This window comes from Streptomyces sp. NPDC001941 (assembly GCF_040296945.1).
Taxonomy (GTDB): Bacteria; Actinomycetota; Actinomycetes; order Streptomycetales; family Streptomycetaceae; genus Streptomyces.
Window position 1 is genome coordinate 24,811 of the sequence record NZ_JBEOYE010000054.1, and the last position, 25,403, is coordinate 50,213.

At 71.8% G+C, this 25,403-nt stretch carries 34 protein-coding genes; 18 read left to right on the top strand and 16 right to left on the bottom strand.

Annotated features, from left to right (window positions below):
* Positions 1–56: 56 nt before the first annotated feature.
* Complete coding sequence (locus ABT160_RS29915; RefSeq protein ID WP_351651026.1) at positions 57–1,328, top strand: DUF6035 family protein; 1,272 nt, start codon at positions 57–59, stop codon at positions 1,326–1,328.
* 118 nt (positions 1,329–1,446) lie between these two features.
* On the top strand, positions 1,447–1,743 hold the full coding sequence (locus ABT160_RS29920; RefSeq protein WP_351651027.1) for a WhiB family transcriptional regulator: 297 nt from the start codon (positions 1,447–1,449) through the stop codon (positions 1,741–1,743).
* A gap of 191 nt (positions 1,744–1,934) precedes the next feature.
* Here ABT160_RS29920 and ABT160_RS29925 read toward each other — a convergent pair whose 3' ends face one another.
* The 4 genes from ABT160_RS29925 to ABT160_RS29940 all read right to left on the bottom strand — a co-directional run bounded on the left by ABT160_RS29925 (position 1,935) and on the right by ABT160_RS29940 (position 5,935).
* Positions 1,935–2,369 (bottom strand): DUF6009 family protein, encoded by a 435-nt coding sequence (locus ABT160_RS29925; RefSeq protein WP_351651028.1) that lies wholly within the window; start codon positions 2,367–2,369, stop codon positions 1,935–1,937.
* Positions 2,370–2,735: 366 nt separating this feature from the next.
* Complete coding sequence (locus ABT160_RS29930; RefSeq protein ID WP_351651029.1) at positions 2,736–4,277, bottom strand: DNA primase family protein; 1,542 nt, start codon at positions 4,275–4,277, stop codon at positions 2,736–2,738.
* A 3-nt stretch (positions 4,278–4,280) separates the two neighbouring features.
* A complete protein-coding gene (locus ABT160_RS29935) occupies positions 4,281–5,432 on the bottom strand; it encodes a bifunctional DNA primase/polymerase (protein WP_351651030.1) in 1,152 nt (383 codons plus the stop codon).
* Positions 5,426–5,935: a hypothetical protein gene (locus tag ABT160_RS29940; protein ID WP_351651031.1), complete on the bottom strand. Its 510-nt coding sequence runs from the start codon at positions 5,933–5,935 to the stop codon at positions 5,426–5,428. The genes ABT160_RS29935 and ABT160_RS29940 overlap by 7 nt, the downstream gene beginning before the upstream one ends.
* Before the next feature lie 620 nt (positions 5,936–6,555).
* On the opposite strand from ABT160_RS29940, the gene ABT160_RS29945 reads away from it, so the two are divergent.
* The 4 genes from ABT160_RS29945 to ABT160_RS29960 all read left to right on the top strand — a co-directional run bounded on the left by ABT160_RS29945 (position 6,556) and on the right by ABT160_RS29960 (position 10,313).
* Positions 6,556–6,933 carry a hypothetical protein gene (locus tag ABT160_RS29945; RefSeq protein ID WP_351651032.1) on the top strand — a complete coding sequence of 126 codons (378 nt, stop codon included), beginning with the start codon at positions 6,556–6,558 and terminating at the stop codon, positions 6,931–6,933.
* A gap of 150 nt (positions 6,934–7,083) precedes the next feature.
* A complete protein-coding gene (locus ABT160_RS29950; RefSeq protein ID WP_351651033.1) occupies positions 7,084–7,914 on the top strand; it encodes a hypothetical protein in 831 nt (276 codons plus the stop codon).
* A gap of 315 nt (positions 7,915–8,229) precedes the next feature.
* Positions 8,230–9,381, top strand: coding sequence for a competence protein CoiA family protein (locus ABT160_RS29955; RefSeq protein WP_351651034.1), 1,152 nt, complete (start codon positions 8,230–8,232; stop codon positions 9,379–9,381).
* Positions 9,378–10,313 (top strand): hypothetical protein, encoded by a 936-nt coding sequence (locus tag ABT160_RS29960; protein ID WP_351651035.1) that lies wholly within the window; start codon positions 9,378–9,380, stop codon positions 10,311–10,313. The genes ABT160_RS29955 and ABT160_RS29960 overlap by 4 nt, the downstream gene beginning before the upstream one ends.
* A gap of 62 nt (positions 10,314–10,375) precedes the next feature.
* Here ABT160_RS29960 and ABT160_RS29965 read toward each other — a convergent pair whose 3' ends face one another.
* Positions 10,376–10,867: a GntR family transcriptional regulator gene (locus tag ABT160_RS29965; RefSeq protein ID WP_351651036.1), complete on the bottom strand. Its 492-nt coding sequence runs from the start codon at positions 10,865–10,867 to the stop codon at positions 10,376–10,378.
* A 400-nt stretch (positions 10,868–11,267) separates the two neighbouring features.
* Between ABT160_RS29965 and ABT160_RS29970 the strand changes: the two genes are divergently transcribed.
* Positions 11,268–11,681, top strand: coding sequence for a hypothetical protein (locus ABT160_RS29970; RefSeq protein ID WP_351651037.1), 414 nt, complete (start codon positions 11,268–11,270; stop codon positions 11,679–11,681).
* Positions 11,682–11,720: 39 nt separating this feature from the next.
* Here ABT160_RS29970 and ABT160_RS29975 read toward each other — a convergent pair whose 3' ends face one another.
* Complete coding sequence (locus ABT160_RS29975) at positions 11,721–12,377, bottom strand: hypothetical protein (RefSeq protein ID WP_351651038.1); 657 nt, start codon at positions 12,375–12,377, stop codon at positions 11,721–11,723.
* A gap of 310 nt (positions 12,378–12,687) precedes the next feature.
* Here ABT160_RS29975 and ABT160_RS29980 point away from each other — a divergent pair, with 310 nt between their 5' ends.
* Both ABT160_RS29980 and ABT160_RS29985 read left to right on the top strand, forming a co-directional pair.
* Positions 12,688–13,743, top strand: a complete 1,056-nt coding sequence (locus tag ABT160_RS29980; RefSeq protein WP_351651039.1) for an NYN domain-containing protein — start codon at positions 12,688–12,690, stop codon at positions 13,741–13,743.
* A 114-nt stretch (positions 13,744–13,857) separates the two neighbouring features.
* Entirely contained in the window at positions 13,858–14,418 is a 561-nt protein-coding gene (locus tag ABT160_RS29985; protein WP_351651040.1) for a hypothetical protein, read from the top strand.
* A 158-nt stretch (positions 14,419–14,576) separates the two neighbouring features.
* Here the strand turns inward: ABT160_RS29985 and ABT160_RS29990 are convergent, their stop codons facing one another.
* The 4 genes from ABT160_RS29990 to ABT160_RS30005 form a co-directional block, all read right to left on the bottom strand.
* Positions 14,577–14,765, bottom strand: a complete 189-nt coding sequence (locus ABT160_RS29990) for a hypothetical protein (protein ID WP_351651041.1) — start codon at positions 14,763–14,765, stop codon at positions 14,577–14,579.
* A 253-nt stretch (positions 14,766–15,018) separates the two neighbouring features.
* Positions 15,019–15,255, bottom strand: a complete 237-nt coding sequence (locus ABT160_RS29995) for a hypothetical protein (protein WP_351651042.1) — start codon at positions 15,253–15,255, stop codon at positions 15,019–15,021.
* Between the two features lie 137 nt (positions 15,256–15,392).
* Complete coding sequence (locus ABT160_RS30000; protein ID WP_351651043.1) at positions 15,393–15,581, bottom strand: hypothetical protein; 189 nt, start codon at positions 15,579–15,581, stop codon at positions 15,393–15,395.
* Positions 15,582–15,712: 131 nt separating this feature from the next.
* A complete protein-coding gene (locus ABT160_RS30005; RefSeq protein ID WP_351651044.1) occupies positions 15,713–15,844 on the bottom strand; it encodes a hypothetical protein in 132 nt (43 codons plus the stop codon).
* Between the two features lie 98 nt (positions 15,845–15,942).
* Between ABT160_RS30005 and ABT160_RS30010 the strand changes: the two genes are divergently transcribed.
* Positions 15,943–16,584 (top strand): hypothetical protein, encoded by a 642-nt coding sequence (locus tag ABT160_RS30010; RefSeq protein WP_351651045.1) that lies wholly within the window; start codon positions 15,943–15,945, stop codon positions 16,582–16,584.
* A 268-nt stretch (positions 16,585–16,852) separates the two neighbouring features.
* Here the strand turns inward: ABT160_RS30010 and ABT160_RS30015 are convergent, their stop codons facing one another.
* Both ABT160_RS30015 and ABT160_RS30020 read right to left on the bottom strand, forming a co-directional pair.
* A complete protein-coding gene (locus tag ABT160_RS30015) occupies positions 16,853–16,981 on the bottom strand; it encodes a hypothetical protein (protein ID WP_351651046.1) in 129 nt (42 codons plus the stop codon).
* A 157-nt stretch (positions 16,982–17,138) separates the two neighbouring features.
* Positions 17,139–17,741: an HD domain-containing protein gene (locus ABT160_RS30020; protein ID WP_351651047.1), complete on the bottom strand. Its 603-nt coding sequence runs from the start codon at positions 17,739–17,741 to the stop codon at positions 17,139–17,141.
* A 359-nt stretch (positions 17,742–18,100) separates the two neighbouring features.
* On the opposite strand from ABT160_RS30020, the gene ABT160_RS30025 reads away from it, so the two are divergent.
* Positions 18,101–18,511: a hypothetical protein gene (locus ABT160_RS30025; protein ID WP_351651048.1), complete on the top strand. Its 411-nt coding sequence runs from the start codon at positions 18,101–18,103 to the stop codon at positions 18,509–18,511.
* Between the two features lie 79 nt (positions 18,512–18,590).
* Here the strand turns inward: ABT160_RS30025 and ABT160_RS30030 are convergent, their stop codons facing one another.
* Both ABT160_RS30030 and ABT160_RS30035 read right to left on the bottom strand, forming a co-directional pair.
* On the bottom strand, positions 18,591–18,929 hold the full coding sequence (locus tag ABT160_RS30030; protein ID WP_351651049.1) for a hypothetical protein: 339 nt from the start codon (positions 18,927–18,929) through the stop codon (positions 18,591–18,593).
* A gap of 135 nt (positions 18,930–19,064) precedes the next feature.
* The gene (locus ABT160_RS30035; protein WP_351651050.1) at positions 19,065–19,313 is read right to left on the bottom strand and encodes an acyl carrier protein; all 249 of its coding nucleotides are present in this window, start codon (positions 19,311–19,313) and stop codon (positions 19,065–19,067) included.
* Between the two features lie 493 nt (positions 19,314–19,806).
* On the opposite strand from ABT160_RS30035, the gene ABT160_RS30040 reads away from it, so the two are divergent.
* The 3 genes from ABT160_RS30040 (at position 19,807) to ABT160_RS30050 (ending at position 20,771) form a co-directional block, all read left to right on the top strand.
* Positions 19,807–20,196 carry a hypothetical protein gene (locus ABT160_RS30040; RefSeq protein WP_351651051.1) on the top strand — a complete coding sequence of 130 codons (390 nt, stop codon included), beginning with the start codon at positions 19,807–19,809 and terminating at the stop codon, positions 20,194–20,196.
* A 91-nt stretch (positions 20,197–20,287) separates the two neighbouring features.
* Positions 20,288–20,500, top strand: coding sequence for a hypothetical protein (locus tag ABT160_RS30045; protein ID WP_351651052.1), 213 nt, complete (start codon positions 20,288–20,290; stop codon positions 20,498–20,500).
* A 1-nt stretch (position 20,501) separates the two neighbouring features.
* Positions 20,502–20,771: a hypothetical protein gene (locus tag ABT160_RS30050; protein WP_351651053.1), complete on the top strand. Its 270-nt coding sequence runs from the start codon at positions 20,502–20,504 to the stop codon at positions 20,769–20,771.
* A gap of 50 nt (positions 20,772–20,821) precedes the next feature.
* On the opposite strand, the gene ABT160_RS30055 is transcribed toward ABT160_RS30050, so the two are convergent.
* Together ABT160_RS30055 and ABT160_RS30060 are read right to left on the bottom strand one after the other, a co-directional pair.
* Positions 20,822–21,451: a hypothetical protein gene (locus ABT160_RS30055; RefSeq protein WP_351651054.1), complete on the bottom strand. Its 630-nt coding sequence runs from the start codon at positions 21,449–21,451 to the stop codon at positions 20,822–20,824.
* Positions 21,452–21,623: 172 nt separating this feature from the next.
* Positions 21,624–22,292 (bottom strand): Rv1352/Rv1906c domain-containing protein, encoded by a 669-nt coding sequence (locus ABT160_RS30060; RefSeq protein ID WP_351651055.1) that lies wholly within the window; start codon positions 22,290–22,292, stop codon positions 21,624–21,626.
* Positions 22,293–22,739: 447 nt separating this feature from the next.
* Here ABT160_RS30060 and ABT160_RS30065 point away from each other — a divergent pair, with 447 nt between their 5' ends.
* The 4 genes from ABT160_RS30065 to ABT160_RS30080 all read left to right on the top strand — a co-directional run bounded on the left by ABT160_RS30065 (position 22,740) and on the right by ABT160_RS30080 (position 25,385).
* Positions 22,740–23,420, top strand: a complete 681-nt coding sequence (locus ABT160_RS30065; RefSeq protein ID WP_351651056.1) for an SMI1/KNR4 family protein — start codon at positions 22,740–22,742, stop codon at positions 23,418–23,420.
* Between the two features lie 104 nt (positions 23,421–23,524).
* Positions 23,525–24,064, top strand: a complete 540-nt coding sequence (locus ABT160_RS30070; RefSeq protein WP_351651057.1) for a hypothetical protein — start codon at positions 23,525–23,527, stop codon at positions 24,062–24,064.
* Positions 24,065–24,201: 137 nt separating this feature from the next.
* A complete protein-coding gene (locus ABT160_RS30075; protein ID WP_351651058.1) occupies positions 24,202–25,104 on the top strand; it encodes a hypothetical protein in 903 nt (300 codons plus the stop codon).
* Positions 25,101–25,385 carry a hypothetical protein gene (locus tag ABT160_RS30080; RefSeq protein ID WP_351651059.1) on the top strand — a complete coding sequence of 95 codons (285 nt, stop codon included), beginning with the start codon at positions 25,101–25,103 and terminating at the stop codon, positions 25,383–25,385. Before ABT160_RS30075 ends, ABT160_RS30080 begins: the two co-directional genes overlap by 4 nt.
* Positions 25,386–25,403: the final 18 nt, after the last annotated feature.

Genomic DNA, 25,403 nt, shown 5'->3' on the forward strand with positions numbered 1-25,403 from the left:
ACCGCGCGGGCGATGACCCGGCGCCACACGCGAGAGCGGGAAAGGGGGCCACGCCCATGGACACACCGACCAGCCCCGGGCCCGCCCCCGGTGGCCCGCCGCGGGCACGGGCCTTCACCCAGGACACCGCACAGGTCCTGGCGCTCGACAAGACCACCGGCACACTGCGCTACCTGCCCGCAGGCGAGGGCAACGGCGAGACGGAAGCGGGGGTGACCTGGCGCTCCCTCATCGCACGGGGCATGCTGCTGTGCCCGATGCCCGGCTGCGGTGCACCCTTTGGCCGGGTCGTCGCCGGGGGAGCGCGGCGCCATCACTTCGCCCACCGCCCCGGGACCGCCGACCACGACCACGGCACGGGCCCGGAGACGTTGTGGCACCTGAACGCCAAGGACGTGCTGCACCGCTGGGCGGCCACCTGTCCGCAACTCGCGGGCTGGACACTGCACCTGGACGACACCCGCGTGCTCTGCCAGGACGACTGGCGGCGCCCCGACGTGCTCGCCGTCTCACCCGACGGGGCCAGGGTGGCCTTCGAGGCCCAGTACTCGGAGCTGACCGGCACCGCGTGGAAGGCCCGCCACGACTTCTACGCCAGGGCCAAGGTGGCCGACATCTGGCTGCTGGCCCATCACGGCCCGCAGTGGCGGCCCGCCACCCCCCGTCAACTACGGCGCGAGGAGCTCGCGCTGCACGAGTCCGCCTGGGTGGCGGCCATCCAGCTCAGCGGCCTGCACCAGACCATGCTGCGCCACGGCGTGACCCCACTGTGGCTGGACCCGAGCACGCAGATGATCGGCACCGCCACGACCCGGATCCGCTCCCGGCACACACGCGCGCGCCTGGAGGAGGACGCCGCCTACACCCTGCCGCCCGGCAGGGCCTTTCCCGCCTGCCATCTCGCCGCCGATCCGCTGGAGCAGTGCGTGGTGGACCTGGCCGCCGGGCAACTGCTCACGCCCGCCGGGCGCGTACACCACAGGGATCGAGAAAGGTTCGAAGCCGGCGAGAAGGCCGCCCTAGAGCGCGCGGCGCTCCTGCAGGCCCGGCGAGACGCCGAACACAAGGCCCGGACGCTGCGCAGGCGCGCAGCCGAGCAGGACAAACGCCGGGCGAGCGCCGCGCGGGCCGCCGAGGAACAACAGGCGCAGCAACGGCGCGAGCAAGAGCAGCGCCAACGGCGCGAGCAGGAAGAAGCGCAAGAACGTGCCGCGGCCGAGGCCCGGCAGAAGCTGCCACTGGTACGACAGTTCCCGCCCGTCTTCGAGCACGAGACGCCCGCGCCGGCGCGTCGGCCGTGGTGGAAGCCGTGGCGGCGCCGGGCCTGACCGCACCCGGCAGGCGGCGCAGCAGATTCCTCGCTGCGGTACTGCCCCGCACCGCAGCGGACGTGGCCTGCGTCCTAGGCTCGGTGGCGTCGCTGAGCGGCGACGGGGGAGGAACGGCGTGAGCAAGACCAGGGCCTACTGGCACGAGGACGCGGCCTGCCGGGGGATGGACCCGGAAGAGCTGTTCGGGGACACCACGGGCCAGAAGCGGGCCACGGCGGTGTGCAGGGGCTGTGCGGTGCGCATCGAGTGCCTCGCGGAAGCCCTCGACCACGGGCTCGAATGGGGCGTGTGGGGCGGCATGACCGAGCGCGAACGCCGGGCGCTGCTGCGCCGCAGGCCCCACGTCGCCTCCTGGCGGCAGCTCCTGACCGCCCCTGCGCCGCCGGGCGGCCCGCGGCCTTCCCGAGACTGAGCCGGCGGGCCCTCAGGCCCCCTTTCCTGCGCCCGGACCCTCCTTCAGCCCCTGATCCTGGCCCGGTAAAACCGCAGGTCACAGGCCTCACGGGGCGGGGTGAGGGGCTGAAGGGGCTGAGATCTGGGCAAGTGCCCGAACCTGTGACCGGGGGAGGGGCTCAAAGGGGCTGGGTTCCGCCGAAAGTCTGCTCAGAACAGCATGCCGTCCGGTGGCGGCGGGCCGGCCGGGCCGCCGCCGGTGTCCTCGGGACGGGCGGGGCGGCGCCCGCGGGCCCGGTCGGTCAGCCGCCCGTGCGTTCCCGCGCGGACGGTGCGGGGGTCCACCGCTTCGTGGGGGGTGGCGTCCTGGTACTGCCCGCCCGGCTCGCTGCGGTCGTTGGACTTCACGTAGAACACGCGGCGCCTATAGCGGCGGGAGGGCTCGGTGGGCTCCGCGGTGTCGTCCAGCTCGGCATAGCCGACGATGCGCCCGGCGCGCATCGCGCCGCTGGGCTTGCCCGCCTTGGTACGGGTCTTCTCCCACATCCAGCGCACGTACTCATAGCGCTCCCACGTGACCTGCTCGCCCTCGACCCAGACGATGCTGACCTCCTGGGAGAGGCTCGTCGTCGAGGCGTCCGGCATCGGGGTCGCTCCATCTCCGTAGGTGGGCGCGGGGCGCGGGCCCGGGACAGGGGCCGACGGCACAAAGGCGTCAGCCCCTCGTCCGCCCTGCCCGGCAGGGAAGGAAACCAGCAGGTCAGGAAGGTTCTCAGACGACATGAGACAACTCGCAGGGGCTGAAAGGGGCTGACATCTGAGATTGTTGAGCCGAAAAGCGCGGGGACAGAATGTGAGGAGATTCCTCAAACTCAGCCCCTTTCAGCCCCTGCTGACGGGGTTGTGGATGTGCTGACCTGCGGTTTTTGCCTGGCGGGGCGGGCGGTTGGTTCAGTCCCTGCTTCGGCCCCTGTGTCAGCCCCCGGGCCGGTGTCTGGGCGAGCTGCTGCCTCATGCTCCCGTCCTTTGCTGGGTGGGGTCCTGGGCCTCGGCGAGCAGGCCGAGGCCGGGGAAGTAGCGCTTGCCGTTGGTCTTGGGCAGTTCCTGTCCGGTGCGCAGGTTGAGTTTCTGGCGGACGGTGCGGGAGAACTCCCGGGCCTGGGCGGGAGGCATGTCCTCCCCGCGGCACCACTCCCGGTAGGCCTCGCCCAGGTCCTTCTGCAGGACCCGGTACTCGGCGCCCATGACGCAGCATTCCTTGAGGAAGCGGCCCACCGAGTCTTCTGACTCCTGGTAGTCCTGGGTGGCCAGCCTGACGCGGGCGGGCCCGTCCAGGCGCAGGTCCTCGCCGTTGAAGTAGTTCACGGCCCCGTCCACCAGCCACTGCAGGATGCCCGGGCCTTCGCTGGCCACCAGGCGCGCTCCCAGGTCGTCCACGACGCGCTCGCTGGGCACGATCCGGTCGAACTCGATGATCCTCATCCGCCGCCAGAAGCCGAACCCGCCCGCCTGCACCACCGGCCGGTGGTTGCCGACCAGCCACAGCTTGTGCGTGGGCTGGAAGCTGTAGTAGTTCTCGTACATCCGGCGGGCCTTGATCCGGTCCCCGCCGGTCAGCAGCTTGAACTTCGCCTCGTCGAACCGGGACCCCTGGTTGATCTCCGAGCACACCACCAGCCGCCGTCCCTGCAGGTCCGCCAGCTCGGTGGGGTGATCCGCGTACGGCGAGGCCATCAGGAAGTTGGGCGGCGCGGAATCGGCGTACTCGCCCAGCAGCTTCAGCAGCACGTCCACCAGGACACTCTTGCCGTTCTGCCCCTCCCCGTACAAGAAGGCCAGCACCTGCGCCCCCTGCCCTCCGGAGATCGAGTACCCGCACAGGGCCTGCAGATAGGTGCGCATCTCCTTACCGGAGGCGTCGTCACCGAAGGTGTCGCTCAGGAACGCGTCCCACTGCGGCGTGGGCATCACCCGCGGCGTCACCGCCGTGGCACGGCTGTGCAGCTGCGAGGTCGAGGGAGGCACCATCCCGCCCGTGCGCAGGTTCACCACCCCGCCCGGCGTGCACAGCGCGTGCGGATCAGAGTCAAATTCGTCGGGGTACATGGTCAGTTCGGGCAGCGTCTCGCACATCTTCATCAGTGCCGCCGCTCCCGGCGCGCTCAGCGACCGCTTGCGGAACCGCGTCAGCTCACGGTCCGCGTGCCGCACGTTCTCATCCGGGCGCGGGTCCTTGACCGGCATGCTCCGGGCCAGCTGCATCGCCGAGTAGCGAATCGAGGTGGTGTCGGAGTCGGACACCCACCGGTACTCCGCCCACCGGTACCAGCCCATGCCGTGGACATACCGGTAGTACTCCCCATAGATCTGCTGGAACAAAAGCGCCATGGCGAAGTCGTTCAGCTCCTGCGGCAGCAGCAGCGGCGGCGCAGGAGCGGTGTCCACCACCGGATCCGCCGTCACCTGCTGGGCCGCGCGCGCCGCGTCGTAGGACCCGGACTCCGGGGACCGGCTCGTCGGCACGGCCGAGCTCGCGCTGCTCGTATAGCTCATGGCTCAGCGGTCTTTCGTCGGGTTCAGGGGGCGGCGCTGTCCGGCGACCAGCCCGGACTGGATGATCCTGTGCGCCTCTCGTTCGCGCTGCGGACGGGCCGCGAGGGCCGCGTCCACGAGAGCACGGCGGGCCTCGGCGTCACTCGACACCAGCCCCGCCGCGACCAGGCCGCCCATGGTGTAGGCGGCCCTGTTCAGCTTGCTGCTCCAGCCGCTGCCCTCCGGCAGCCGCTCACACGCGGCCACCTCGGCCAGCGCCGTCGCGGCCACCGCGCGGGCCCACGCCGACCGCGACGCCGGCCCGCTGGCCTGCCGGGCCAGGTTCGGCACCGCCGCGGGCCGCGCCCGCGCGGGAGCCGCCGTCAGCAGATGCCCCGTGCGCTCCAGCGCTCCGGCCAGCCAGCCCGGCAGCCGGGCCGGAGCACGCACGTCCCCCACCACCTGGTAGACCCCCGCCGCCGTCCGTGTGCCCGGAGCCACGATGTAGCCGCCCTCGGCCCGCACGTCCAGCTGCCACCCCAGCGCCCGCCCGCCGTGGTCGCCGCCCGCCGAACTCGCCCAGCGCGTCCCGCGCGGCGCGGTGAACCACAAGTGCCGCCCGCCCGACGGCGTGCGCACCGTCAGCGTCCGTACCGCGGCGGCCGCTTCCGGGCCCCCGGCCAGGCGCGCCAGCAGCAGCCAGGTGTCCCACCCCGTACGCACCGCCCGGGCGTCAGCCTCGCTGACATCGAACGCGGGCAGCAACCGGCCCACCTCGACCGGCCCCTCCACATGACAGTCCACGTCCACGACCACCAGTCCCGCCGCCCCTGTGGACACGCCCACGCCCGGTACCGGCCGCTCACTCCACCACCGCGAGATCCGCGCCGCGTCGGTGGTGGCCGCGTAGAAGCCGTGACACCAGCGGCCCTGCTCCAGGCACGGACACCCCGCCGCAGCGTGCGCCACATACCCGGCGCTGCTGTGACGGCACCGCTCACAGCCCGGGCGGGGCGTCTTGTGCCCGGCCTGCAACGGGAAGACCGGCCACTGCTGGCGCGCACACCACTGCGCCACCTCCGCCGCCCTACTCTCCACCGGCCCGTGCCCCCCGCCGTCCGCGCAGGCCGTCACGGCCCGGCCGGCAGGAGAACGGAGAACCGGCGCCGTCAGCACGCCAGAGCGGGAAGATCCTCAACACGCGCCCCTCCCTCCCGCGCCACGACCTTCAGCATCGCCCCAGCCCAGCGCCCCAGCGGCAGCAACACCAGCGGCTCGGCGTCGTCCCCCTCCTGATGCAGCCAGTCCGCCACGGCCTCCAGCGCGTGCTGAACCTCTACCCGGCTGCCGTCCACCACCAGCGTGGTGCGCATCTCCACCGGCCCGTCCTCCAGCAACTCCCGCGCCAGGGACATCGCCTGGTGATCACGTGCCAGCGCCTCCTGGGTACGCGCGCCGGCCTTCGCTTTGCGATTGGTGGACCTGTTCGCGCCCAGACTGCGCGCGCACAGCGCCAGCACCGCGTCCACCGCCCGCATCTCATCGGCCGCGGGCATCAGCCCGATGCGATGCAAGTTGCTCAGGGTCTGCGTGCCCACCCCGGCCCGCGCCGCGACCCACCGCTGGGACCGCGGTCGCATCAGATCAGCCAAGTCCAGCATCACAACACCCTTGATCACGGCCAGCCGACTGCACCCCGGCAGGCACGGCAACGAATCAGCAGACAGACCCACGGTGAGTGACCCTCCGTCGCCTGAAGCTGCGCGTCACTTAACTCCAGTCACGCCAGCCCGGTCAAACAACACGCCGCAGATGAACACACAAGTCTCGCCCCCCACTGGATAACCCCAGCTCAAGACCGTGATTCTAGAGGAACAGCAGACGCCGCCAACGCGGCGGCCCCCTCGCGCGAGCGGATGCCGCCACCGCCACGAGTGATGGACCGTCACGCGCCCATTCGGCATGAAAACCACCCGTCCCGGACAAGCCGTGCACGCGTCCCCGCCCACAGCGCCGCCCACCGACCGGCGCGCGCACCGCCACCGCTCGGCGAGCCCACCCACGCCCGAACCCCCGGCCAAGCCCTCTCAGCAGCCCCCGTTCCGCCCTGCGGGACAGCCCGCCAGATCGCCGTACCAGGCCCTGAGCCACCAGGCCCCGCAGCGCCCCCTGTCTCCGCCCCCGAGCGCCACAGTGGACGAACCTCCTGTTCAGGGACGGACCGGGGAAGCCCGGGGCGGCGATTTCGGCCGCCGCCCCGGAGCCCCCGCAAGCGACACCAAGCCGGACGAGGTGCACCGTGACCCACCACGACCCCACCGCCCCCGAGCCGGCCAGCCCGATCACCCCGGCCCTCGAGCGGATCCTCCTGGCCGACTTCGAGGACGAGGACATCGCCGCCATGCGCGCCGAAGGCGACCTGCCGGCCTTCCTGCGCCTGCAAATGCGCCTGTACAAGCCCGTCCAGGTCGTGGCCCTGTGGCAGCGCTTCTCGCCGCCCTACGGCCACCAGCCCGGCGCTTGGCCCTCCGCCACCTTGTTGACCACCGACTACCAGCCGGGCCCCGGCCCGCCCAAGCGATGCGACTGCACGCGGTGCCGGGCCCTTGCCATCCCGTGCGGAGCCGACCCCTGCCGCTGCCCGCACTGCGGCACACCGCACACCCCCGCGGCCTGAGGACCGCCCCACAACGCAGCCGAAAGACCCCAGCCGCCCTCAGCCCAGCCAGCAAGGACCCCCAGGAACCTGGCTGTCCGGGCCGGCACACCACCAGCGGGGCCGTCCCGTCAAATGGACCCCTGCGCACGCGCACAGGCAGAGGCGGACATGAACGATGCGATCGACCACCCCGAAGCGGCGCAGCTCGTCGACTCGCTCGTGGCCGCCGGGGGAGGCCTCGTCGCCTACGACGTCGGAGCCCCCGGAAGAGAGATCGCCGTCGCCGCCGGCGCGCGTCTGGCCGCCCGCACGGGCACCACGCTCACGGTGATTGACTTCCGCCACCTGCTGCCCCAAGCCGGCGCCATCGTGGCCAGGGAGCAGCCAGACCTCTCCTTCACGCCCCTGCCCGCCGCCGAAGCGGTGCGGCACCCCGAACGCAACACCGGCGGCGTCCTGGTCGTGCACGCCGACCTCCTGCACGACCCCGACACCTGCGAAGCGCTCCTCCAACGGGCCGAGGCGGCCGGCAGCCTCATCATGGCCAGCCACACCGGCCCCGACGAATCCCTGCTCGGAGCCTTACCCGGGCCCCGCTTCGTCGTCAGCGCCCCAGGGACGATGCCGCCCGCCCAACCGAACACCCCCGCACCCGAGATCCATTGGCGCATCCCGGCCGCCAACGGCACGTCCCCAGCGGACTCGATCTTCGCCGGGATGGCACAGCGTCGCGAGCGCATGATCAGGCAGCTCCAGCAGGAGGTCCTGGACGCGCGCGCACCGGGTACAGGAGAGGACTCCTCCACGGCCCTCGGCGAGCTCACCGAGGCAGACCTGGCCGAACTCGCCTCCCTGCTCGCACGAGTGCAGCGACAACAAGCGCAGCGGGCGGCCGACTACCCCGATCCCGGCCCTGAGCACAAGCCCACTCACGACCACGGCCAGGCCCAGGCCACCGCACATCAGCAGCAGGGACCCCAGGGCATCAGCCGCACCTAACCACCCCTCACCCGCGTCACCGGGGCAGCGGCCCGCGGCACCGCAGAGAAACTACCTGCCCCCGCCCCCGCAACCTCGACCACGCTCTCGGCACGCTGGGCCAGCAGCCCCCGGCGGCCTGACGCCCGGCAGCGCAGAGCGCACCCGCGCGCAGCGGCCGATCCGGCCCAGGCCGTTTCGTCAGGCGGACCGCCACGCACATCAGTCGGCGCCAACAGACCGCCCGGCGGGACGTTCTCCCCCAACCTCGTTCGCCTGCGCCCGCGCCCCGAAAGCTGCCAGCACCGACCCGATCCCAAGCGACAGGGGCAGTGCATGGCAGCGGACGATCTCCTGGTAGTCGGGCTCGACCTGGACACCGGCCGGCCCGTCCACATCAAGGACCGGCCGATCGGCCAACTACGCGAACTGGGCTACCGCCACCGCGAAAGCCTGGTGTGCGCGGCGTGCTACCTCGGCCTGGACGGCGCAGCGGAAGGCTCCCGCGTGCCGCTGATCCCGCGCGGCCGCAGCGGCGGCCGCCGCCGCCACCACTTCGCGCACCCGCCGCACATGGCCCCGCCCGGCGGCCATCACCCCGAAACGCTGTGGCACCTGGAGGCCAAGTACCTGCTCGAGCGCTGGGCGCGTTCGCTCCCCGCCGTCGCCGACGTCCGCCAGGAGCAGTGGATCCCCGGCCGCGCGCGCCGCGCCGACGTCCATGTCCGGCTCGCCGACGGATCCCGCCTCGCCCTGGAAGCCCAGACCAGCCTGCTCACCGACCAGCTCTGGCAGCAACGCCACCGGGACTACACCACCGCGTCCATCCACGACATCTGGTTCATGCAACCGGGCACGGACATCCCCCACGTCCTGCTCCCCGAGCAGAGCACGGTGTGCATCCTCGACCTGGCCGCACGCCATGTCCGCGTCCTGTGGGGCCGCCCCCACCTGCGCACCGGCCGCTGGTGGGAGAACGAGGACCTCACCCACTACGCCCTCCACCTCCCGCCCTGCCCGGGCGACGAACTCCACCAGGAAAGCGTCCCCCTGGCCCGCCTCACGCTCGACGCCCGCGGCCTGGTCCTTCCCCAGGACCTCACGGACCAGCTCGCCACCGCACAGCACAGCATCCAGAACAAGGCGGCGGACGCCCGCCGTCAGGCCGACGAGGCCAACCGCCGCGCCCACCAGCTCGCAGCCCGCCTCGGGCACAGCTGCACCAAGCCCCCACCCGCAGCCCCACGACCGCGGCCGGCCCCGCAACCCGCCCGGCCACGGCACGCAGGCACCCCGGCCCGGGCACGCTGCGTGGTGTGCGGCGGACGCCTGGCCGACACCCTCATCCCCTACGCAGCCCACGTCTCGGTCCGCACCCCCGACGGATGGGTCGACTGCCCCGACCAGCCCTGCACCGCTGTCCCGCCGCCGCGCGACACGCCCACCAGCCCGCCCCCGCATCCCCTTCGCACACAGGCGGGGCGATGAGGCGGATAGGCAAATTCCTGCAGGGCCGTTACTGGAGTCACCTCGTTGTCACCTGGGTGATGGTGGCCGTCCTCGCCAAGCGCTGGAGCGAAGGCGCCCCCCTGGGCCGGGAGGTCGTGCCCCTGGCGGTGATCGCCGGCTGCGCCTGGGCCCTGCACGCGCGCTACGACATCGGCCGGGACATCACCATCGGCTTCCACGCTCAGCAGCAGACCTGGAACCTGCACCTGAGCACCCTCGCACCCCTCAACCCCAGCCCGCCGTACGGCCAGCTGCTGCACCGCATGCGCGAGACCGAGCACTACCTGCACACAGCGGTGCGCCGCCACCGGGTCCAGCGCCTGACGATCGCCTTCCCCGACCCCATCGGCTACGGACTCCCCCACGAAGCCGCGTCGCTCAGGCAGGGACGCCGCGCCCATCTGTGGGTGGGCACCAACTGGCTCGGCCCCGAAGACAGCGAACACCTGCCCGTCATCCTCGAGCACGAACTCGGCCACATCCAGCGCCGCGACAACCAGCGCATCACCGCCCTGCAGGCTTTGTTGATCCTGCTCGCGATCCTGAGCACGGCCTGGCTCACCCCACTGGCCGCCTTGTTGAGCATCACCGCGCTGCGGCTCCTGCACGTCGCCTGGTCCTGGAAAAGCGAACTCGCCTGTGACGACCGAGCGGTGCGCCAGTGCGGCCGGGACGCGGCCATCGCCTTCTGGCAACGCTGCGCACTCTCCCAGCCTGCCCGGCCCCTTTCAGGCCTCCCGCGCCTGAGGAACAGCCTGCGCTCGGCGCTGAGCCACCCGCCCGACCGGCTGCGCCTGTGGAGGGCCCGGCGCATCCAGGGCCCCGACGGGGACCGCTCACACCCTCTTGCCGTCCGCCTTGCGTCACCACCGCGCCCGCCGCAGCCGTTCACGGCGCCTGAGCCGGACTGACCCGGTCGTGCCCGCAGGAAGGCAGGACACGAACCGGCCCGTGAACAGCATCCGCACTCCTGTCACGCCATGCCACGCGCGCGCAGCGTCCTCAACGCGCCACCGACCCAGCTGCGGGCCGGGAGACTGCCCTCCATCACGCGCCGCTGACCCAGCCGCGACCACGCCCACCGGGCAGCCAGCACAGCCCGGCTTCGCCCGGGACGCCGCCGCCCCGACGAGGACTGAGCGAGGACGCTACGAAGCCGGACCAGCTGCGCCTCTGCCGCCTGCAGACGGTCACGGGCCTGCGCGAGCTCAGCACGCAGCGCCTGCGGCCCCTCCTCGGCCACATAGGTCGACCTGCTGCCCGGTTCGGACCGTACGCGGCCCTCCTGCCTCAGCACATCCAGCGCCCGGCGAACGACCGAGACAGAGACACGAAACTCCCGGGCGAGACCCTCCTGCGTAGGGAGCTTTGCGCCGGCCGCGAACTCCCCAGACGTGATCCGTCGCCGTATCTCGGCGGCCACCAGCAGATACCCCGGGACGGAAACCCTGATGTTCTTGACCACGTAAGCGCTCCTGTCGACTCCCAGCCGAGACAGCATGTGCCCCCGGCGCCCTCCCCGCAGGCTCAGGACCGACGGGCACACCGGGCTCCGGTCTACCCCACGCGGAACCGCGAGGCGCCGGCCGGACGCGGGCCGTGCCGCGACATGGATCACCGACCTCCCTTTGCGTCCCGTCCGGCGGGACCGGGACCGGGACAGGCCGCGACCGGTCACGCGCCCCGCGCAGAAGCAGGCCCTCGAGGACCTGCTGACCCGTCTGGAAGCGGTAGACGCCACTGAGAAGACCGGGCGAGGGTGAGATCATCGCAGCGTAGAACGAGGTGGCCGAGGGTGTGGTCTGGTAAGAGCCACCGCCGCACCGTGGAGTTGGCAGTGTCCGGTGGTTCGATGAGGGGGAGAGATGCTGGGGCTGTCGGGGGATCTGCTGGGCGGGGTGCTGGGAGGGCTGGCCGGGGACCGCATCGTGAAGAGGCGGGGTGAGCGGCTGGCCAGGGAAGGCAAGGTCGAGTGCGGTCTCCGCGTCGTGTCCGGCAGCCACCCTCGGGTGTCGGGTCATTGGATGCACAGCACCGCAGCGCTGTCGCCCGGGCGTATCACGCTGGGCGGGATCGTCGTCCAGGTCACAGAAGTCGATCCAGCAGGCCCAAGGCGCCCCAAGGGCCGGGAAATCTGGTCGGTGAACCCCCAGGCAGCCATCGTGCGGGTGGTTGCCTCGACCGGAGCCGTCCTTGAATGGGCCGTGCTGGCCGATCGGCTGCCGTGGGCTCTCGAGCAGCTCCGCAAGCCCGGTGACAGCATCCACCGCCCCGGCTGACCACTCCGTCGCAGGGGTGGTCAGCCGGGGCGGCGCCGGTCACGCGTGCAGGATCCCGGCGATGGCCTTGCGGGTCAGGTCCTCGGCACCGGCCTGGCCGCGTCCCAGGTCGGGGGAGACCACGCTGAGGAACGCGCCCTTGTCGCCCCAGGCGCACAGGTGCACCGCAGGCTCTTCGCCGCGCTGGAACTCCTGGCAGTGCATGACGCCGCCGTGGGGTCCGGGATCGCCCGTCCACGTGTCCGAGGGTCGCGCGGACCGGTCCGCGTCAGTGAGTGTGGTGCCGGTCGTGCGGAGGTAGTCGTCGAGGAACGCGGGGACGTCACGGTCGTGGTAGTCCCCGACGTTCCCGGTGACCAGGACGTTGGTCATGGCCATCCGGGGCAGCCCGAAGTCGTAGACGAACGACGCGCCGGGCCCGGCCTTCGCCGTCTTCGGGTCGTCCTTGTCCAGGCGCCCGTAGTTGCCCAGTTTGTCCGGCGCGCTGACGGTGTAGTGCGGGTAGGACGTGTCCGACCCGGCCGGCGCTGTCCCCGCCACCGACAGCACGATCTTGGTGGCGCCCGCAGCTACGACCAGCGCCGCGAACGCCAGGGTCAGCACCCGCTTGCGCCGTCCTGCGGGCGGCCGGTCGCCCGCACGCTCCCGCCTGCCCGCGACCTCATCCGCCTCATCGCCGGGAGCCTTCGGCTCCATGGCTTCCACCTGCACTTTTCCCACCCCAGAGAACACCGATCCGACCGGATGCACCATGCACCGACGATCGAGTGGGAGGACTGTACCCCACCCCTCTCCGGCCGGATCCTGGTGCTCGGCCGGCCGGGCCAGCTGGCGCAGAGCAACCCGCAGTACAGAGGGTCCGGCCTCGCCGCCACCACAGCTGATCCGCGAACCAGGCACGGCCGGGTGCATCCCGCACATGCGCGCGCTGACCCGAACCTCCCGCCCGCCCCGGCCCCGTGTGATGAACTGACGCTCAGACACCGCACGATGGAGGAGGGGGAGCGTGGACCGCTGCATCGTCCTGGTGGACGTCGGCTACCTGCTGGGAGCCGCGGCGACGCTGCTCACCGGGGATCCCGCGCGCGCCCGTCTGGCCATCGACTACCCGGGTCTGATCCAGCGGATCGGCGAGCGCGCCCAGGCCGTCACCGGGCTGCCGCTGCTGCGGACGTACTGGTTCGACGCCGCACCGGATCGTGTTCCCCAGCCCGCCCACCGGCGCCTGCGGGTCATGCCCCGGGTCACGGTCCGCCTGGGCTTGCTCACCCGCTCCGGCGGCCGTGCGCAGCAAAAAGGCGTGGACGCCGCGATCCAGGCTCAGCTTGTCGAACTGGCCCGCCACCAGGCGGCGGCCGACATCGTCCTGATCACCGGCGACGGTGATCTCCTTCCCGGCGTGATGACCGCCAAAGAGCACGGCGTCGCCCTGCACTTGTGGGCGGTGCAGGCCGCCGACGGCGACTACAACCAGTCCGAAGACCTGATCGCCGAGGCCGACGAACGCCTCCTGCTGGACCGGGCCTGGCTCACCCAGACCATCACCGCCGCCCCCACCATGGCTATACCCGACCCCCCGGTCCAGCGCGGGCCCGCCCCGCCCGCCAGCACCCTGCCCCAGCCCACAGTTTCTGCCCCAGCCCCGGTCCTGACGCGCGCACCCAGCCCGGCCGACCTGGCCCACACCACACCCCCGCCCCGGCCGCCCGCCGCCTCCTGGGGCGGACAGATCCCCCTCCTGGAATCCCTCACCAACGCCAGCCAGGCCCGCACCGACCGGAACGACGACCTCACCGCCAGTGGCGACCCCCGCGAGCTGGGCCGGACCTTCGCCCAGCGCTGGACCTCACGCCTGCCCGACACCGACGCCGCCGACCTGATCGGCCTCCTCGGCCAGGACCAGCCCCGTATCCCGCCCGCCCTCGACGGTGAACTCCTTCGCTACGCGGCCCGCTTCGATGCCTCCACCGCCCACGACATCAGCGAGGACTGCCGGGTACAGCTGCGCGCGGGTTTCTGGCTTGCCGTCGAAGAATCCCGCCTGGCTCACTGCTCGCGCTGACGGTCGCAGCAGAGTCCCGCCGCCGGGTGCAGGGCCGGGTGTGCCGGCAGGCTGATTCAGCCCGTTTTCCCCGTCTGCGAGCGCCGGGAGGTCTCTCCTGCCTAGGCTGAAGTGGTGCAAAACTCCGACGAGTTCAAGGATGCCCTGGCTCGGACGCTGGACGAGCTTGTCCGCCTGGGGGCGTCGATAGAGTCCGGGGCCGTCGCCGATGCCATCGAGGCCAGCATCATCCAGGCTGCAGACCGGCTCGGTATCCAGCAGAGCGCCGCCTGGAGGTACTTTGACGCTCCCGACTTTGCCGCCCTCCTGGCCCGCCAGGGCGAGGAGCGCGAGGACATCGGGGTCACGGCCGGGCCCGGACAGGCACCGATGCCGCCGGTCGACAACCCCGAGTTCGCCATGATCATCGCCAGCGTCCCGAACCAGCTCGCGCAGAGCGGAGGGGACTTGCTGGGGGTGATCACGTTCGTGGCGGCCAGCGCCTGGATGGCCGGCCACCTGCACGGCGAGGACGGCTGTGCGGGATGCGAGGGCAACCGCGGGTCTCACGGGCACGACTGGGACGCCCGGATGAAGCACATCGAGGCTGTCTCCCCAGACGTGACCCAGTGGCTCGACCGTGCCCGCTGGACGGCCGCCCTGCACGACAGCGGCTACAGCGTCGAACGGCGCTGACACCGCCTGGAGTACCGCCAGACCGCTGTAACCCACGCCCGGCGGCGCCGTGATGGCCGCTCTGCTGTTCTGTGTGACGGCGCCGGCCAGGGCACGCGCGGGTGACAGGTACTGGAGCGGCCGGGGCGGACAGAGGGCCCGGCGGGCGGTGTCTGCGGTTACCGCGCGGGCCCGTTGATCTTGCGTGCGAGAGCGAGCACCCACGGGTCGATCTCGCCGTGATCGTCGCCGTCGGCGAGTTCGTCGAGGAGCTCGGCGAGTTCGGCGCGCAGGGAGATGTCGACACGGCGGTCTCCCTGGCGGATCCTCTGGGCGGCGTCGCGGACTTCGCTGGCTTCGGTGGGCATCGGCTTTCCTCGGTGTCGCGGGCCTGGCGGCAGCGTATCCAGCGCGGGAGCACCGGTGTGCGGGGCGGGAAGGCGAGATCCCGCCCGCCTGTGCGCCCCGGACGAGAGCGACATCAGCGAGGACTGCCGGGTACAGCTGCGCGCGGGCTTCTGGCACGCGATCGGCGAATCCCGCACGGCGCTGTCAGCAGCGGCTCGCTGAACCACGCGCCGCTGCCCGCATCGACAGACCTCTACCAGCGGCGGCCTGACGTCATCGCCTCGGCCACAGGAACTGCTCGTCCGGTTCCTCACGCCGCTCCAGCACTCCCGCCTGGACCAGTTGAAGAAGCACCTCGTGGAGGGCGTTGCCCAACGGGTTGTCTGTCCAGAACACCGATTTGACCTGCGTGATCGTCACAGACTCCTCGAAGATCCCCAACGAGAGGCCCACCGCGAAGGCGGCAGCGTCCCAATCAGTCCATTCAGCCAGGCCCTCGGAAAGATCCATGAGCCGATCCTGCCATCACACGATCAGACCCGGTGGACCTTTGCGGTCACAGCACGAGCCACGGCACGCGTGGGTGACGGGTGACGGGTGCCGGAGCGGCCGGGGCGGGCAGAGGGCCTGGCGGGCGGTGTCTGCGGTTACCGCGCGGGCCCGTTGATCTTGCGTGCGAGAGCGAGCGCCCATGGGTCGATCTCGCCGTGGTCGTCGCCGTCGGCGAGTTCGTCGAGGAGCTCGGCGAGTTCGGCGCGCAGGGAGATGTCGACGCGGCGGTCTCCCTGGCGGATCTTCTGGGCGGCGTCGCGGACTTCGCTGGCTTCGGTGGGCATCGGCTTTCCTCGGTGTCGCGGGCCTGGCGGCAGCGTATCCAGCGCGGGGGCACCAGTGTGCGGGGCGGGAAGGCGAGATCCCGGCCGCCTGGGGGCTGCGGCCGGGATCGGTGCGGGGTTCTCGCTGAGTCTCACCGCTGGCTGCCGGGCTTGGGCAGCGGGCGCGGGCGGGGGAGCGAACGAGGCTTGGGCGGCTGGAAGGTCTTGCGGTTGAGGTGCGCGAAGGAGGTGCCGCGCTGCGGGTTGTGGTGGGAAGCGCGCATACCGGGACTCCTTGTCAGCGGTTCACCGTGTAGTGCTGCAACTGTAGTACTTCAATCGCAGTGGTTCAAGGGGTGTGTGCATCAGGCAGGATGATGGGGTGAGTTTCCATGTATATGCCCGTCGTGTCCGGGATCCAGGGCTGCCGGTGGAGCGCCGCGGATCAGCGCTGGGCAGCGCGGTCGTCCTCTACTGTCCGTTCGGCTTCCACCTCACCCACACCTACCTGAGCCACTACGGGGACACCCGGCGAGACCCGCAGGCGATGACGGCCGCCCTCGCCGCCCTTCAGCGCAGCCGCGACGCCTACATCGCCGAATGGGAAGCCTTCTCCCGCCGCAGGAAACACCAGAAACGCACCGCTCACCGCCGCACCCCCAGCGCGGCCGACCAGGCCTGGATGTCCGCACCGCGCTGGCCGGGCCCCGACCTTCACCACGCCCACCACACGCTGGTCCGCCACCTCACCACAGCACAGGACTTCCCCGCACACGGGCCCCTCGAGGAGGAACTCTCCCGCGCGGAAAAGGCCGTCACCACCCACGCACAGCACTACCTGGCCACCAACGCCCCCGGCATCGAGAGCGCACCGGCCATGGAACCGCTGCTGCCCGCGCTGCGCGCCGCCGCGGGACGCTACCAGGGCCAACGCGGCGTTCACAGCCCCGAGACCCAGGCCGAACGCCTGTGGCTGACGGCGGAGCTCATCCACGCCGACACCACCAGGCCACACACCCCCTGACCCAAGTCCACGGTCACGCATGAGGTGTCTACCGCATGGCAAAGGGGCCTTGCGCCCTGGTTCCGGCTCTACCGTGCACGCCACTCGCACAGGTCTCGGGCACCAACCGGCCGGACTCCCACGGGCGCGGGTGGCGCCCGGTACCGCTCGAGCCGGCCCGGGCCACGCCTGTGACCGGCCTCGCCCGGACACGGAACCCGGCGCCCGCCCCAGGCGCCACCCCGGGTGAAGCCCGCACCTGCGGAAGCCGGAAGCGGGAAGGCCTCGCTCATCGAGTGGAGCGTTCCTTGAACGCGACGGTGGGCGGCAGGGCCGTGGAGCCGAAGCCCGCGGTGAAGCCGACGACGGACGAGCCCCGGCTCGGGGCGATGCCCCCGCAGGCAGGCCAGCGTTTCACTGCGCCCCGGAGTTACCTCTAGCGCCTGGCGAATCGGCCGGCCATCACTACACCGGGGCGCGGCCCTGGCAACGTAGCCACCTTCCTGTGCCGCTGGCCTGAGGCCGGATCCCAGCGGCCGCCGGGGGACAGGGGGAGAGGAGACAGGCTGAAGGGGTCAATGGTTGACGGGGAAGGCTGCCTGGAAGGCCAGCCGATGGGCGGCGTCCGCTCCGAGACGGGTGAGGAGGTCGTCGAGGGCGAGGAACTCCGCCCAGGGCTCGCGCCCCGTGGCTGCGGCCAGCGCCTGTACGAGCCTGTCCTCCAAGGCGGGGACGCGTTTGTCCTTCCAGACCTTGTCGGCCGTGCTGACGAGGAGCTCCTCGATCGTCACGTCTGGGCTGTCCCAGCTCGCATGGGTGGCGGCGAACCTCGCCAGGGCGGTCGTGAAGCCGTGCTCCAGGAGCAGGTCCCGGCCGGCTGCCTCGTGTGCTGATCCCGGTCCGGAGAGCTCCTCGGGGTGCACGGTCTTGCCCACGTCATGGGTCGCCGCACCGAAGAGAACGGCGTCGCGGTCCACGCCCAGATCCGGGTACCGGTCTCCCACCCAGTCGGCCAGTTCGACCGCGACGTCGTGGACCGCGCGCAGGTGGGCCGCCAGACGGGGTGGAGCCTCAAGGGAGCACAGCAGTTCCGCCACTTCGGGTGGAAGCGGCCTCAAGGGCGGCTCCGTCGGGGCGTCAAGGGCGCGGGACAGGACGTCGGAATGTATCGAAGTCATCCGCGGGACAGTACCGGTCCGTGGTGTGCAGGTCAGGCAAGCTTTGAAGACGGACCCGGGCACGGTCGCTTGACTGTCGCATCGGGAAGCAGTCCTACCGGGCCGCTCTCCTTCCCCGGCGGACGTCCTCACCGGTCGGCTCATGTGGGCGGACGCGGGCCAGTACGCGCAGAACAGTCGCTCCAGTCGCTCCGCGTACCCGGTCCGCAGACCCGGCGCTGGGGTAGAACCCGCGCGGGGCAGCCGGCCAGCCGGGACTGACCGCCCGGCCCGGCCAGGTTCGCGTCCTGGTCCCTCCCGGGCTCTTCACGTCTGATCCAGGTCTTGCCGAGGCAGACGGGGCGCTGCATGCTGCCGCCATGGCACAAGGTGTCGACTGGTGGTCGCTGGAGGGATCGTGGAACAAGCTCTCCCGCTCGGACAACGACCCCGCGCGCAAGAGCCGCTTCGCGTTGCCCATGGAGCTCGTCCGGGCGGCCCGGGCGAGCGCGCTGAGCGCCTGGCATCCGGTGCCCAGCCACAACTACCTGCGCCTGTACGACGGGCTGGCTTTCTGCCCTGAGCCGCCCGAGGTGGTGCACGAGGCCCCCGGAGGGATCAAGTACTTCGTCTACGACGACGACCCGCGCCCGCTGTACGAGGTGTTCAGCGGAGTCCTGTTCGCCACCCCCGACCCGGTGGTCGTCCTGGCCACGTACGACGCGCAGGAGGCGGTCGCGGCGCTGGTTCGGATCGTTGAGGACAACCCGGCCCACCGCTGGGGCACCTGACCTCCTGGGCGGCTTGCTGCGGCTGCAGGCGGTGACCACCGCATGGCCGGACGCCGGACCGCCGCAGCAGGCGCCCGACTCAGTTCTGCTGGCCGAGGAAGCCTTCCACCGCGCGGCGCACGTCGGCGGGGGCCTGGTGCCACTCGCCGACCGCGAGGGCGACGCCCATCAGCGCCTTCCAGAACACCTGCACGGCCACGTCGTTGACCTTCTCCCGGCTCAGCTCGTACAGCAGCGACCTCGAGGCGCTGAGCGCGGTCTGTTCCGTGCTGCGGGAGATCGCGATGGCGCTGGAGGCGCGCAGGCGTTCCTGGAATCCCTCCCCGGCCGGGACCTCGCGCAGGAGTTCGCACTGCTGCAGCACCCAGTCGGTCACCGCTTCGACCACCGGCTCGGTGGGCGCCCCCCGCGTATCCATGGGCAGACCGTATCCGCCATGACCACCCGCGAAGCGCCACGCGGCGTGAATGACCGATTCTGCACACCCGAACCCGGCCACCCCCACCTCGGCGCGCCTCGGGAGGCACTTGCGCCCGGCGCGCCGCCGCCCGGGTCAGCCCCGGCTACTCGCCGGCCCGGGCGCGCCCGCCGAGCCGTCGCTCAAGTGGCGGCCGACGCCGTCCAGCACATCCCCGACCGTCACCCACCCCCGGGCCTGTGCGTACAGGCCGTCCAGGGACAGCTCCACCTCCAGAAACGACGCAAGGTCGATCAGCGTCTCCGCGGTGAAGCCCAGGTCATCTACCAGCCGCGCCGCCCTGGTGAGGGTCCCGGGATCCCGCTCGAGGATGTTCGCGATCACTTCCCGTACCCGCTGCGCCAGTTCCTCCCGCCCCAAGCCATGCGATATGTCCCCGCCGAGGGCTGCTGCTTGGGGAGGTGGTGTGGGTCCTGCTGACGTCATCATGGGCGCACCCTTGTTCGTATGGTCGGCGTGACGATTCGCCTGGGACCCGGGCCCGGCTGCTGCGGGCGGCGGAGGCGGACCGTCCGCGCGGGTTCTACCCGCAGCCAGCCCCGCGGACACCGGGACGCGCAGGGTGCGAACGGGCTGGCTCAGGGCCTTGCCGGTCCTGTCTGGAGGGACGCCGTGCGCCGTGCGCCGGCGGCGGTGGCCGGTGCTGCGGCGTAGCAGGCGGGCCTGGCAATTGATAGGCCAATTGATACGCCGCAACAGCACCGCGCGCCTGCGTTCAGGCCCCGGGGGCCGGGCTCGGCCGAGGGGCGTGCTGGCTGTTCTGGCCGGCTGCTGGGACCGTCAGGCAAGGCCGGGCAGGGAAGCGGGGGTGAGGTGAGTGCTGGTGGATGAGGGCGAACTGGAGCGGGTGCGGGCGGTGGTGCGGTCCTGGGTGCTGGAGTGGAGTGACCCGGATCCGTGGGAGGTGCGGATGGTGGTGACCACGGGGGATGCGGGCATGGCCGCGCTGTACGGCCCCGGTGTCGGATCAGTGCCCGAGGTGCGCTACCTGGTGGTGCTACGGGGGATGTTCCTGAAACGGGGCGAGGACGGCGGCCCGGACCGTTCGGGCGAGTGGGCGGCCCTGTTCCTCAACCCGGTCTGCATGCGCGTGGCCGGGTACACCGTCCGGCCACTGGACGCGATCCCTGAACTCAGGCTGGAAGACCTTGGCCCCGTCCACCACCTTGACGGACCAGGGCAGTTCAGGGGTCGGGGAGACGCTTGAGGCGATGACCCGCACCGCAGCCCGGGCCCGTGAGACGGTGACCAGAACACGCGCCGGCCGTGAACACCGCGTGTACGAAGGAGAGTTGCCCGTGCCCGAGACTGTCCGCCGAGTTCTGGACGTGGAGTCCGCCCGCCAGGCCCTGCACCGCGCCCTGCGCCTGCCGGCCTGCGGCGACCCCGCAGCGCTGCCCGATGCACGCCGGGGCACCATCAGCACCTGCCAGGAGCCGGCCCGCACCCGCACCCGCACCCGCTGGGCGGCCGTGCGGGCAGGCGACGCGCTGCCGGCCGGGGAGCGCTGACATGGACAGCGGCCCGGCCCGGGCACGGGTGTACGGCTACGCCCCGGACGACCCCGACGGCTACGCGCGAGAGGGCCGCGCCTACGTGGCCCTCAAGGGCGGCCCGCTGGACGGCCTGCTCCTGGACATCACCGGGGAGCAGCCCGCCGAACTCGCCGACGGCGCCCTGCTGGTCAACGACCTCGGCACGTACGGGGCGGGCGGTCGCTCGGACTACGTCCCTGACGGCTCCGGGGAGCAGGTGTGGATCTGGCGCGGCGACCGTCCCTGACCACCTGTCCGTAGCAGCCACAGACGGGCAGAGCGTGGTCGCGGGTGTTCCTAGGAAGGCCCCGGATCCGCCGGCGGGCTGTCGTCGAGGTAGCGCTGCTCGGCGAGGCGCACGCGCCGCTGCTCACGGCGGATCCGCTCCTCCTGGAGCACGCAGTGAGCCAGGCCGAGGAAGACCAGGACGATCCCGGTGGTCATGAAGCCCTCAGGCAGCGACGTGCCCTCCGCTGTGCCTACGACCGCAGGGCGTGCGTCGTGGGCGGACTGGAGCGCCTCGACGGTGAGCCACGTGAGCATGGACACGGAGCCGGCGGTCAGCCACCACACGGCCACGGTGCCCGGGCGCCACAGGCGGCGGGCGAGGGGGAGGCCGAGGCTGCCGCGCAGGGACCGGGTGGCGGTGTCGGCCCGGCGGACGGCGACGGACTTGCCCACCGCGCACGCGCCGGCCGCCAGGAACAGCCCCACCGCGATCAGCTCGGTCACCGCCTGCGTGACATCCAGGGCGGCGAGCGTCGTCATGACCGCGAGGTCCGTGACCAGCAGCGTCCAGCCCAGCGAGCCCCACCGGTCCGCCCACAGACGGTCGTTGCCCCTCCGCCACGTCTTCCAGCACCAGCGGAACGTCGCGGCCCCCGCCGCCCACACCGCGGCCAGCACCACCACAGTCCTCAAGGCCATGGCCCCTTTCCCCTGTATCGCAGCTGCCCTCTTCACCCGGCCTACCGTCACCGTACGGCTGTGGCGGCGCGGGGTGCCGGGCCTGAACTGCCCGCCGTTGCTGTGCGCGCGACATCGCGGACCGGCTTTATCCCTCCCCGGGGGGCGCGCGTCCGCTGGCGCCGGGCGCCTGCTACTTCACCGGCCGCCAGGACCCGCACGAGCGGGTGGTGAACTGCCCGTCCCCGGCCCGTACTGTGACCTGCACCGACCGTGCGGAGCCGGCATGCTGCTCGCCCAGGGTCGTCCCGGACTTCGAGGTCCGCTCCCAGGAGCAGTTCCTGAGCGTCTCCGTCGTGCGGTACGTGCCCGCCGGGATCTGCTTCGCCCCCGCGCCGACCTTGTAGGTGCCGTCGGTGAACCACCGCTCGTAGCCGCCGTCCACCGCCGCTTTCAGCGTCGCGGCCCGTGACGGGCAGAACCGGTCCACCCCGTACGCCAGGATCTCCTCGGCGTCCTCCCTGACCAGTTCCCTCTCCGCCAGCCACTGGGCCGGCGGCATCCCGGCGACCTCTGTTGCGCCGAGCAGCTCGCAGTACCGCTTCATCGCCTGGGACGCCGAGCCGGTGTCCTGCCCGTCGAAGAGGAACTCGCTCTCCAGCGCGACGGCGTCGAAGTCCTCCTCCGGCGTCCCCGGTGTCGGGGAGCGCGTCGCCTCCGCCTCCACCGCCGCACCGGCCGAGGCCACCACCTCCGGCGGCACATCCTGCGGCAGCGCGTCCGCCCCGCCGCTCGTGCAGCCTGCCACCGCGATGACCGCGAGCGCGCATCCTGCCGCGGCCGTCACCCCCATGAGTCTCATCCGCGCAGCATCACCCCGAACCACCCACCCCCACCACAGCTTTTCCGGCCCGGTGTCGCCCGGGGCGCGAGCGAAGACACCACGCCCCGGCGGCCGGATCCCCTGCGGGCCAGGCCAGGGCCGCCCGGGCTTCAGGAACGGGTGCCCGGGTGGTGGGTGCGTACGGCCAGTACCGCCGTACCCCCGGCCCCCGCCACAGCTTTCCCGCAGCTGCACAGGTCTGGTCTTCTCCTGCTTCCAGCGCGGCCTTGCCCTTGGATGCGAGGCCATGGTCAAGTACCCGCTGGCCCTTGGCGGAAGCTGCTTCTTCATCTCGCCAGCAGACGCCGGATGACTCGGCACCCTGCCTTGACCGCGCCTCTCCGCGCCTGGGTCGGGGCGGCCGCCCGTTGTGCGGGAACGCTCGCGCGGGGTCTGGTTGTCAGTGCTCCCCTTTACGGTCTGGGCATGACTGATCAGCAGTGGGACGGGGTCCGCCGGCGTGTGGCCGCGCTGGCCGCCGACTCGTCGGGTGGCACGGTGTTCGGCTCGCGCGGGCACGGATGGGTCCTCGAAGACCCTCTGAGCGAGGACCAGCTCGCCGAACTCGAAGCGCAGATAGGCGTACGGCTGCCCGAGGACTACCGCGGCTTCCTTACCGGTGTGGGTGCCGGCGGCGCGGGTCCGGGGTACGGACTCTTCCCGGTCCGCCGCGTGCAGGGCCGCTGGCGCTGGGAGGGAGACGGCGCCGACCTGGCCGACCTGTCCACGCTCGCCCGCCCCTTTCCCGACCATGGCCCCGACCCCGCACACCTCACCGCCCTGCTCGCCGAGCGCCCTGAAGAAGAGGACTTCGATGAGATCGAGGACTTCGACGACGCCTTTCAGGCATGGGACGCACGCTGGGAAACGCTGCTGTTCGCCCCCGAACGCACCGCGGGCGCCATCGTGATCTCCCACGTCGGATGCGCCCAGCGGCAGTGGCTGGTCATCACCGGCACCCACCGCGGCACCGTCTGGTCCGACCTGCGCGTCGACGACGTCGACCTCACCCCGCTCCACGACGAGAGCGGAGCTCCACTGACCTTCACTCACTGGTACCTGAACTGGCTGCACACAGCCGAGACCGCCGTACGCCAGCCCGGCTGACACCGGGCACCGGGCCTGCCAGGGGTGCACGCCGCGGGGCAGAACAGCCCGCTCGAGCCGGCTCGGCCGCGCTGGTGTCCGTGTCTGTGGGTAACGTGGGCCCGATGGACGACGAGGCCTTGTTCGACCAGCTTGCCCGCCTGCTGCCGCAGCCCCAGGAACGCGAGGTCCGGGACTGCTGGAGCATCGGGGAACAGGAAGCCGCGCTCGCCATGCTGGTGTCCGCGCTCGCCGACCGCCGCATCCCGATCAGCGAGACGACCCGAGCCCAACTCAGCGTCCTGGCCGAGGCCTGGAACTCACGCCAGGCCCTCACCCCGCAGATCCTGGCGTGCCCCGGCGACAAACAGCCCAGCCCCCTCCAACTGACCGCCCACGCCACGCCCCTCCCCCCGGGCGCCGTGCCGAACACCGCAGCGGACCCGTCCACGCTCGTCCTCCTCCCGTGGATCACCTGCACCGGCTGCGGCGACGTGCTGCTCCGCGCCCACACCCGAGAACCCTGGGGAGACCTCTCCTACCTCGCCGACCACTACCTCATCACCACCCACGACCACACCGTGCTGCGGCGGTTCCCCGCCGACAGCGCCGACACGGCGCTGGCATCCCTGCACCACAGATGCACGAACACCCCGCTGACCTGACGTCCCAGGGGCGGCCGACCGCCGAGGTGACCGAACGACCGGCGGCGGCAGGCCGGTTGGCGCCTCATCCTGATCGCCTTCCACAGCCTGCGACGATGGACTTGGGGCATTCGACGGGGGAGCGGGGAGGGAACGCGGTGTCCGTTGAGCGGCGTGGCCGGCTACTCGTGGTTGATTTCGATTTCTTCTTCCACAATCCCTTCGAGGGCCTTGCCGCTCCGCACCGCGGGGATGCAGGCCTGTACGACTGGGCCCATGCGGAGAACCACCTGCTGCGCGAGGTTATCTGGCCGATCCGCGCGGAGGAGTTTGTGCGGGCCGGCATCGAGTTGCCCCGCTGCGAGGGTTACGAGAACTTCTGGGAACGGTTCACCTTCACCAGCGACGACCCGCTGTTGTTCTACGCGGACTCCAACCTTCACGCAGGGCGCCTGGGTCCGCGCGACTATGCGCTGTTCGATCTTCAGATCGCCGCGTGGCAGGACGTGCACCTCTTCGACGCCCACCACGACAGCGGCTATCCCCACACCTACGGTCCGGCGTCCTTCGAGGAATGGGCAGAGGCGGGGGAGTTCTCGTGCGAGGACTGGATGCTCGTCCACCACGCGAACGGCAGCCGTCTTGCCCTCACCTACCCGTCCTGGCGCCCGAACGGCGACTCCCACCCGCCCATGATCCCTGTGCACATGAGCGTCGACGACGGCGGTGCGGCGGCGGTGCCGTTCGATGCCGTATTCCTGTGCCGGTCAGGGTCGTGGGTGCCCTCCTGGTGCGACGAGCAGTTCACGCAACTGCTGACCGCCTTCCCCGGCCGGGCTCAGCTCTTGCCGGGAAGCCCATGGGCCCACCCCAGAGAGGATCCACTGCCCCATGCGCGGCGCATGGCCGGCATCTTCACCGAACTTCGCGACCGACTCGAAGCACAGGCCAGATCCACGAAGCCGCCCTCCGCGCCCGCCCCGCAGCCGACTACCGCTGCCGTGCGCCCCCACGAGCACCCGCCCAGGTCTGAGCAGGCCCGCGCCCGCCCCAGACGGTGAAGCGCAGACACCCGGCAACGGAGACGGAGAGCCCGCTCACCACCGGCACGCTCACCCCCTGGCTGGAGGCGTGGGCGAAGACCCGCACCGAGGCAGCCGACCTGCACCTGGCCGACGCGCTTCAGTGCTGGCTGATCGAGGGTGAACTCGCCGACCTGCGGCTGGGCTTCTACGAGGAGCTGCACGCCACACCCGAGCTGCTGCCGTGGCTGCTGTCGCTGGAGCCGGGCCGTATCGGCGCCGCCCAGCTGATCGCGGTCGAGCACCTCGCCTACGGCTGAACCCGACCGCAGGCGAGA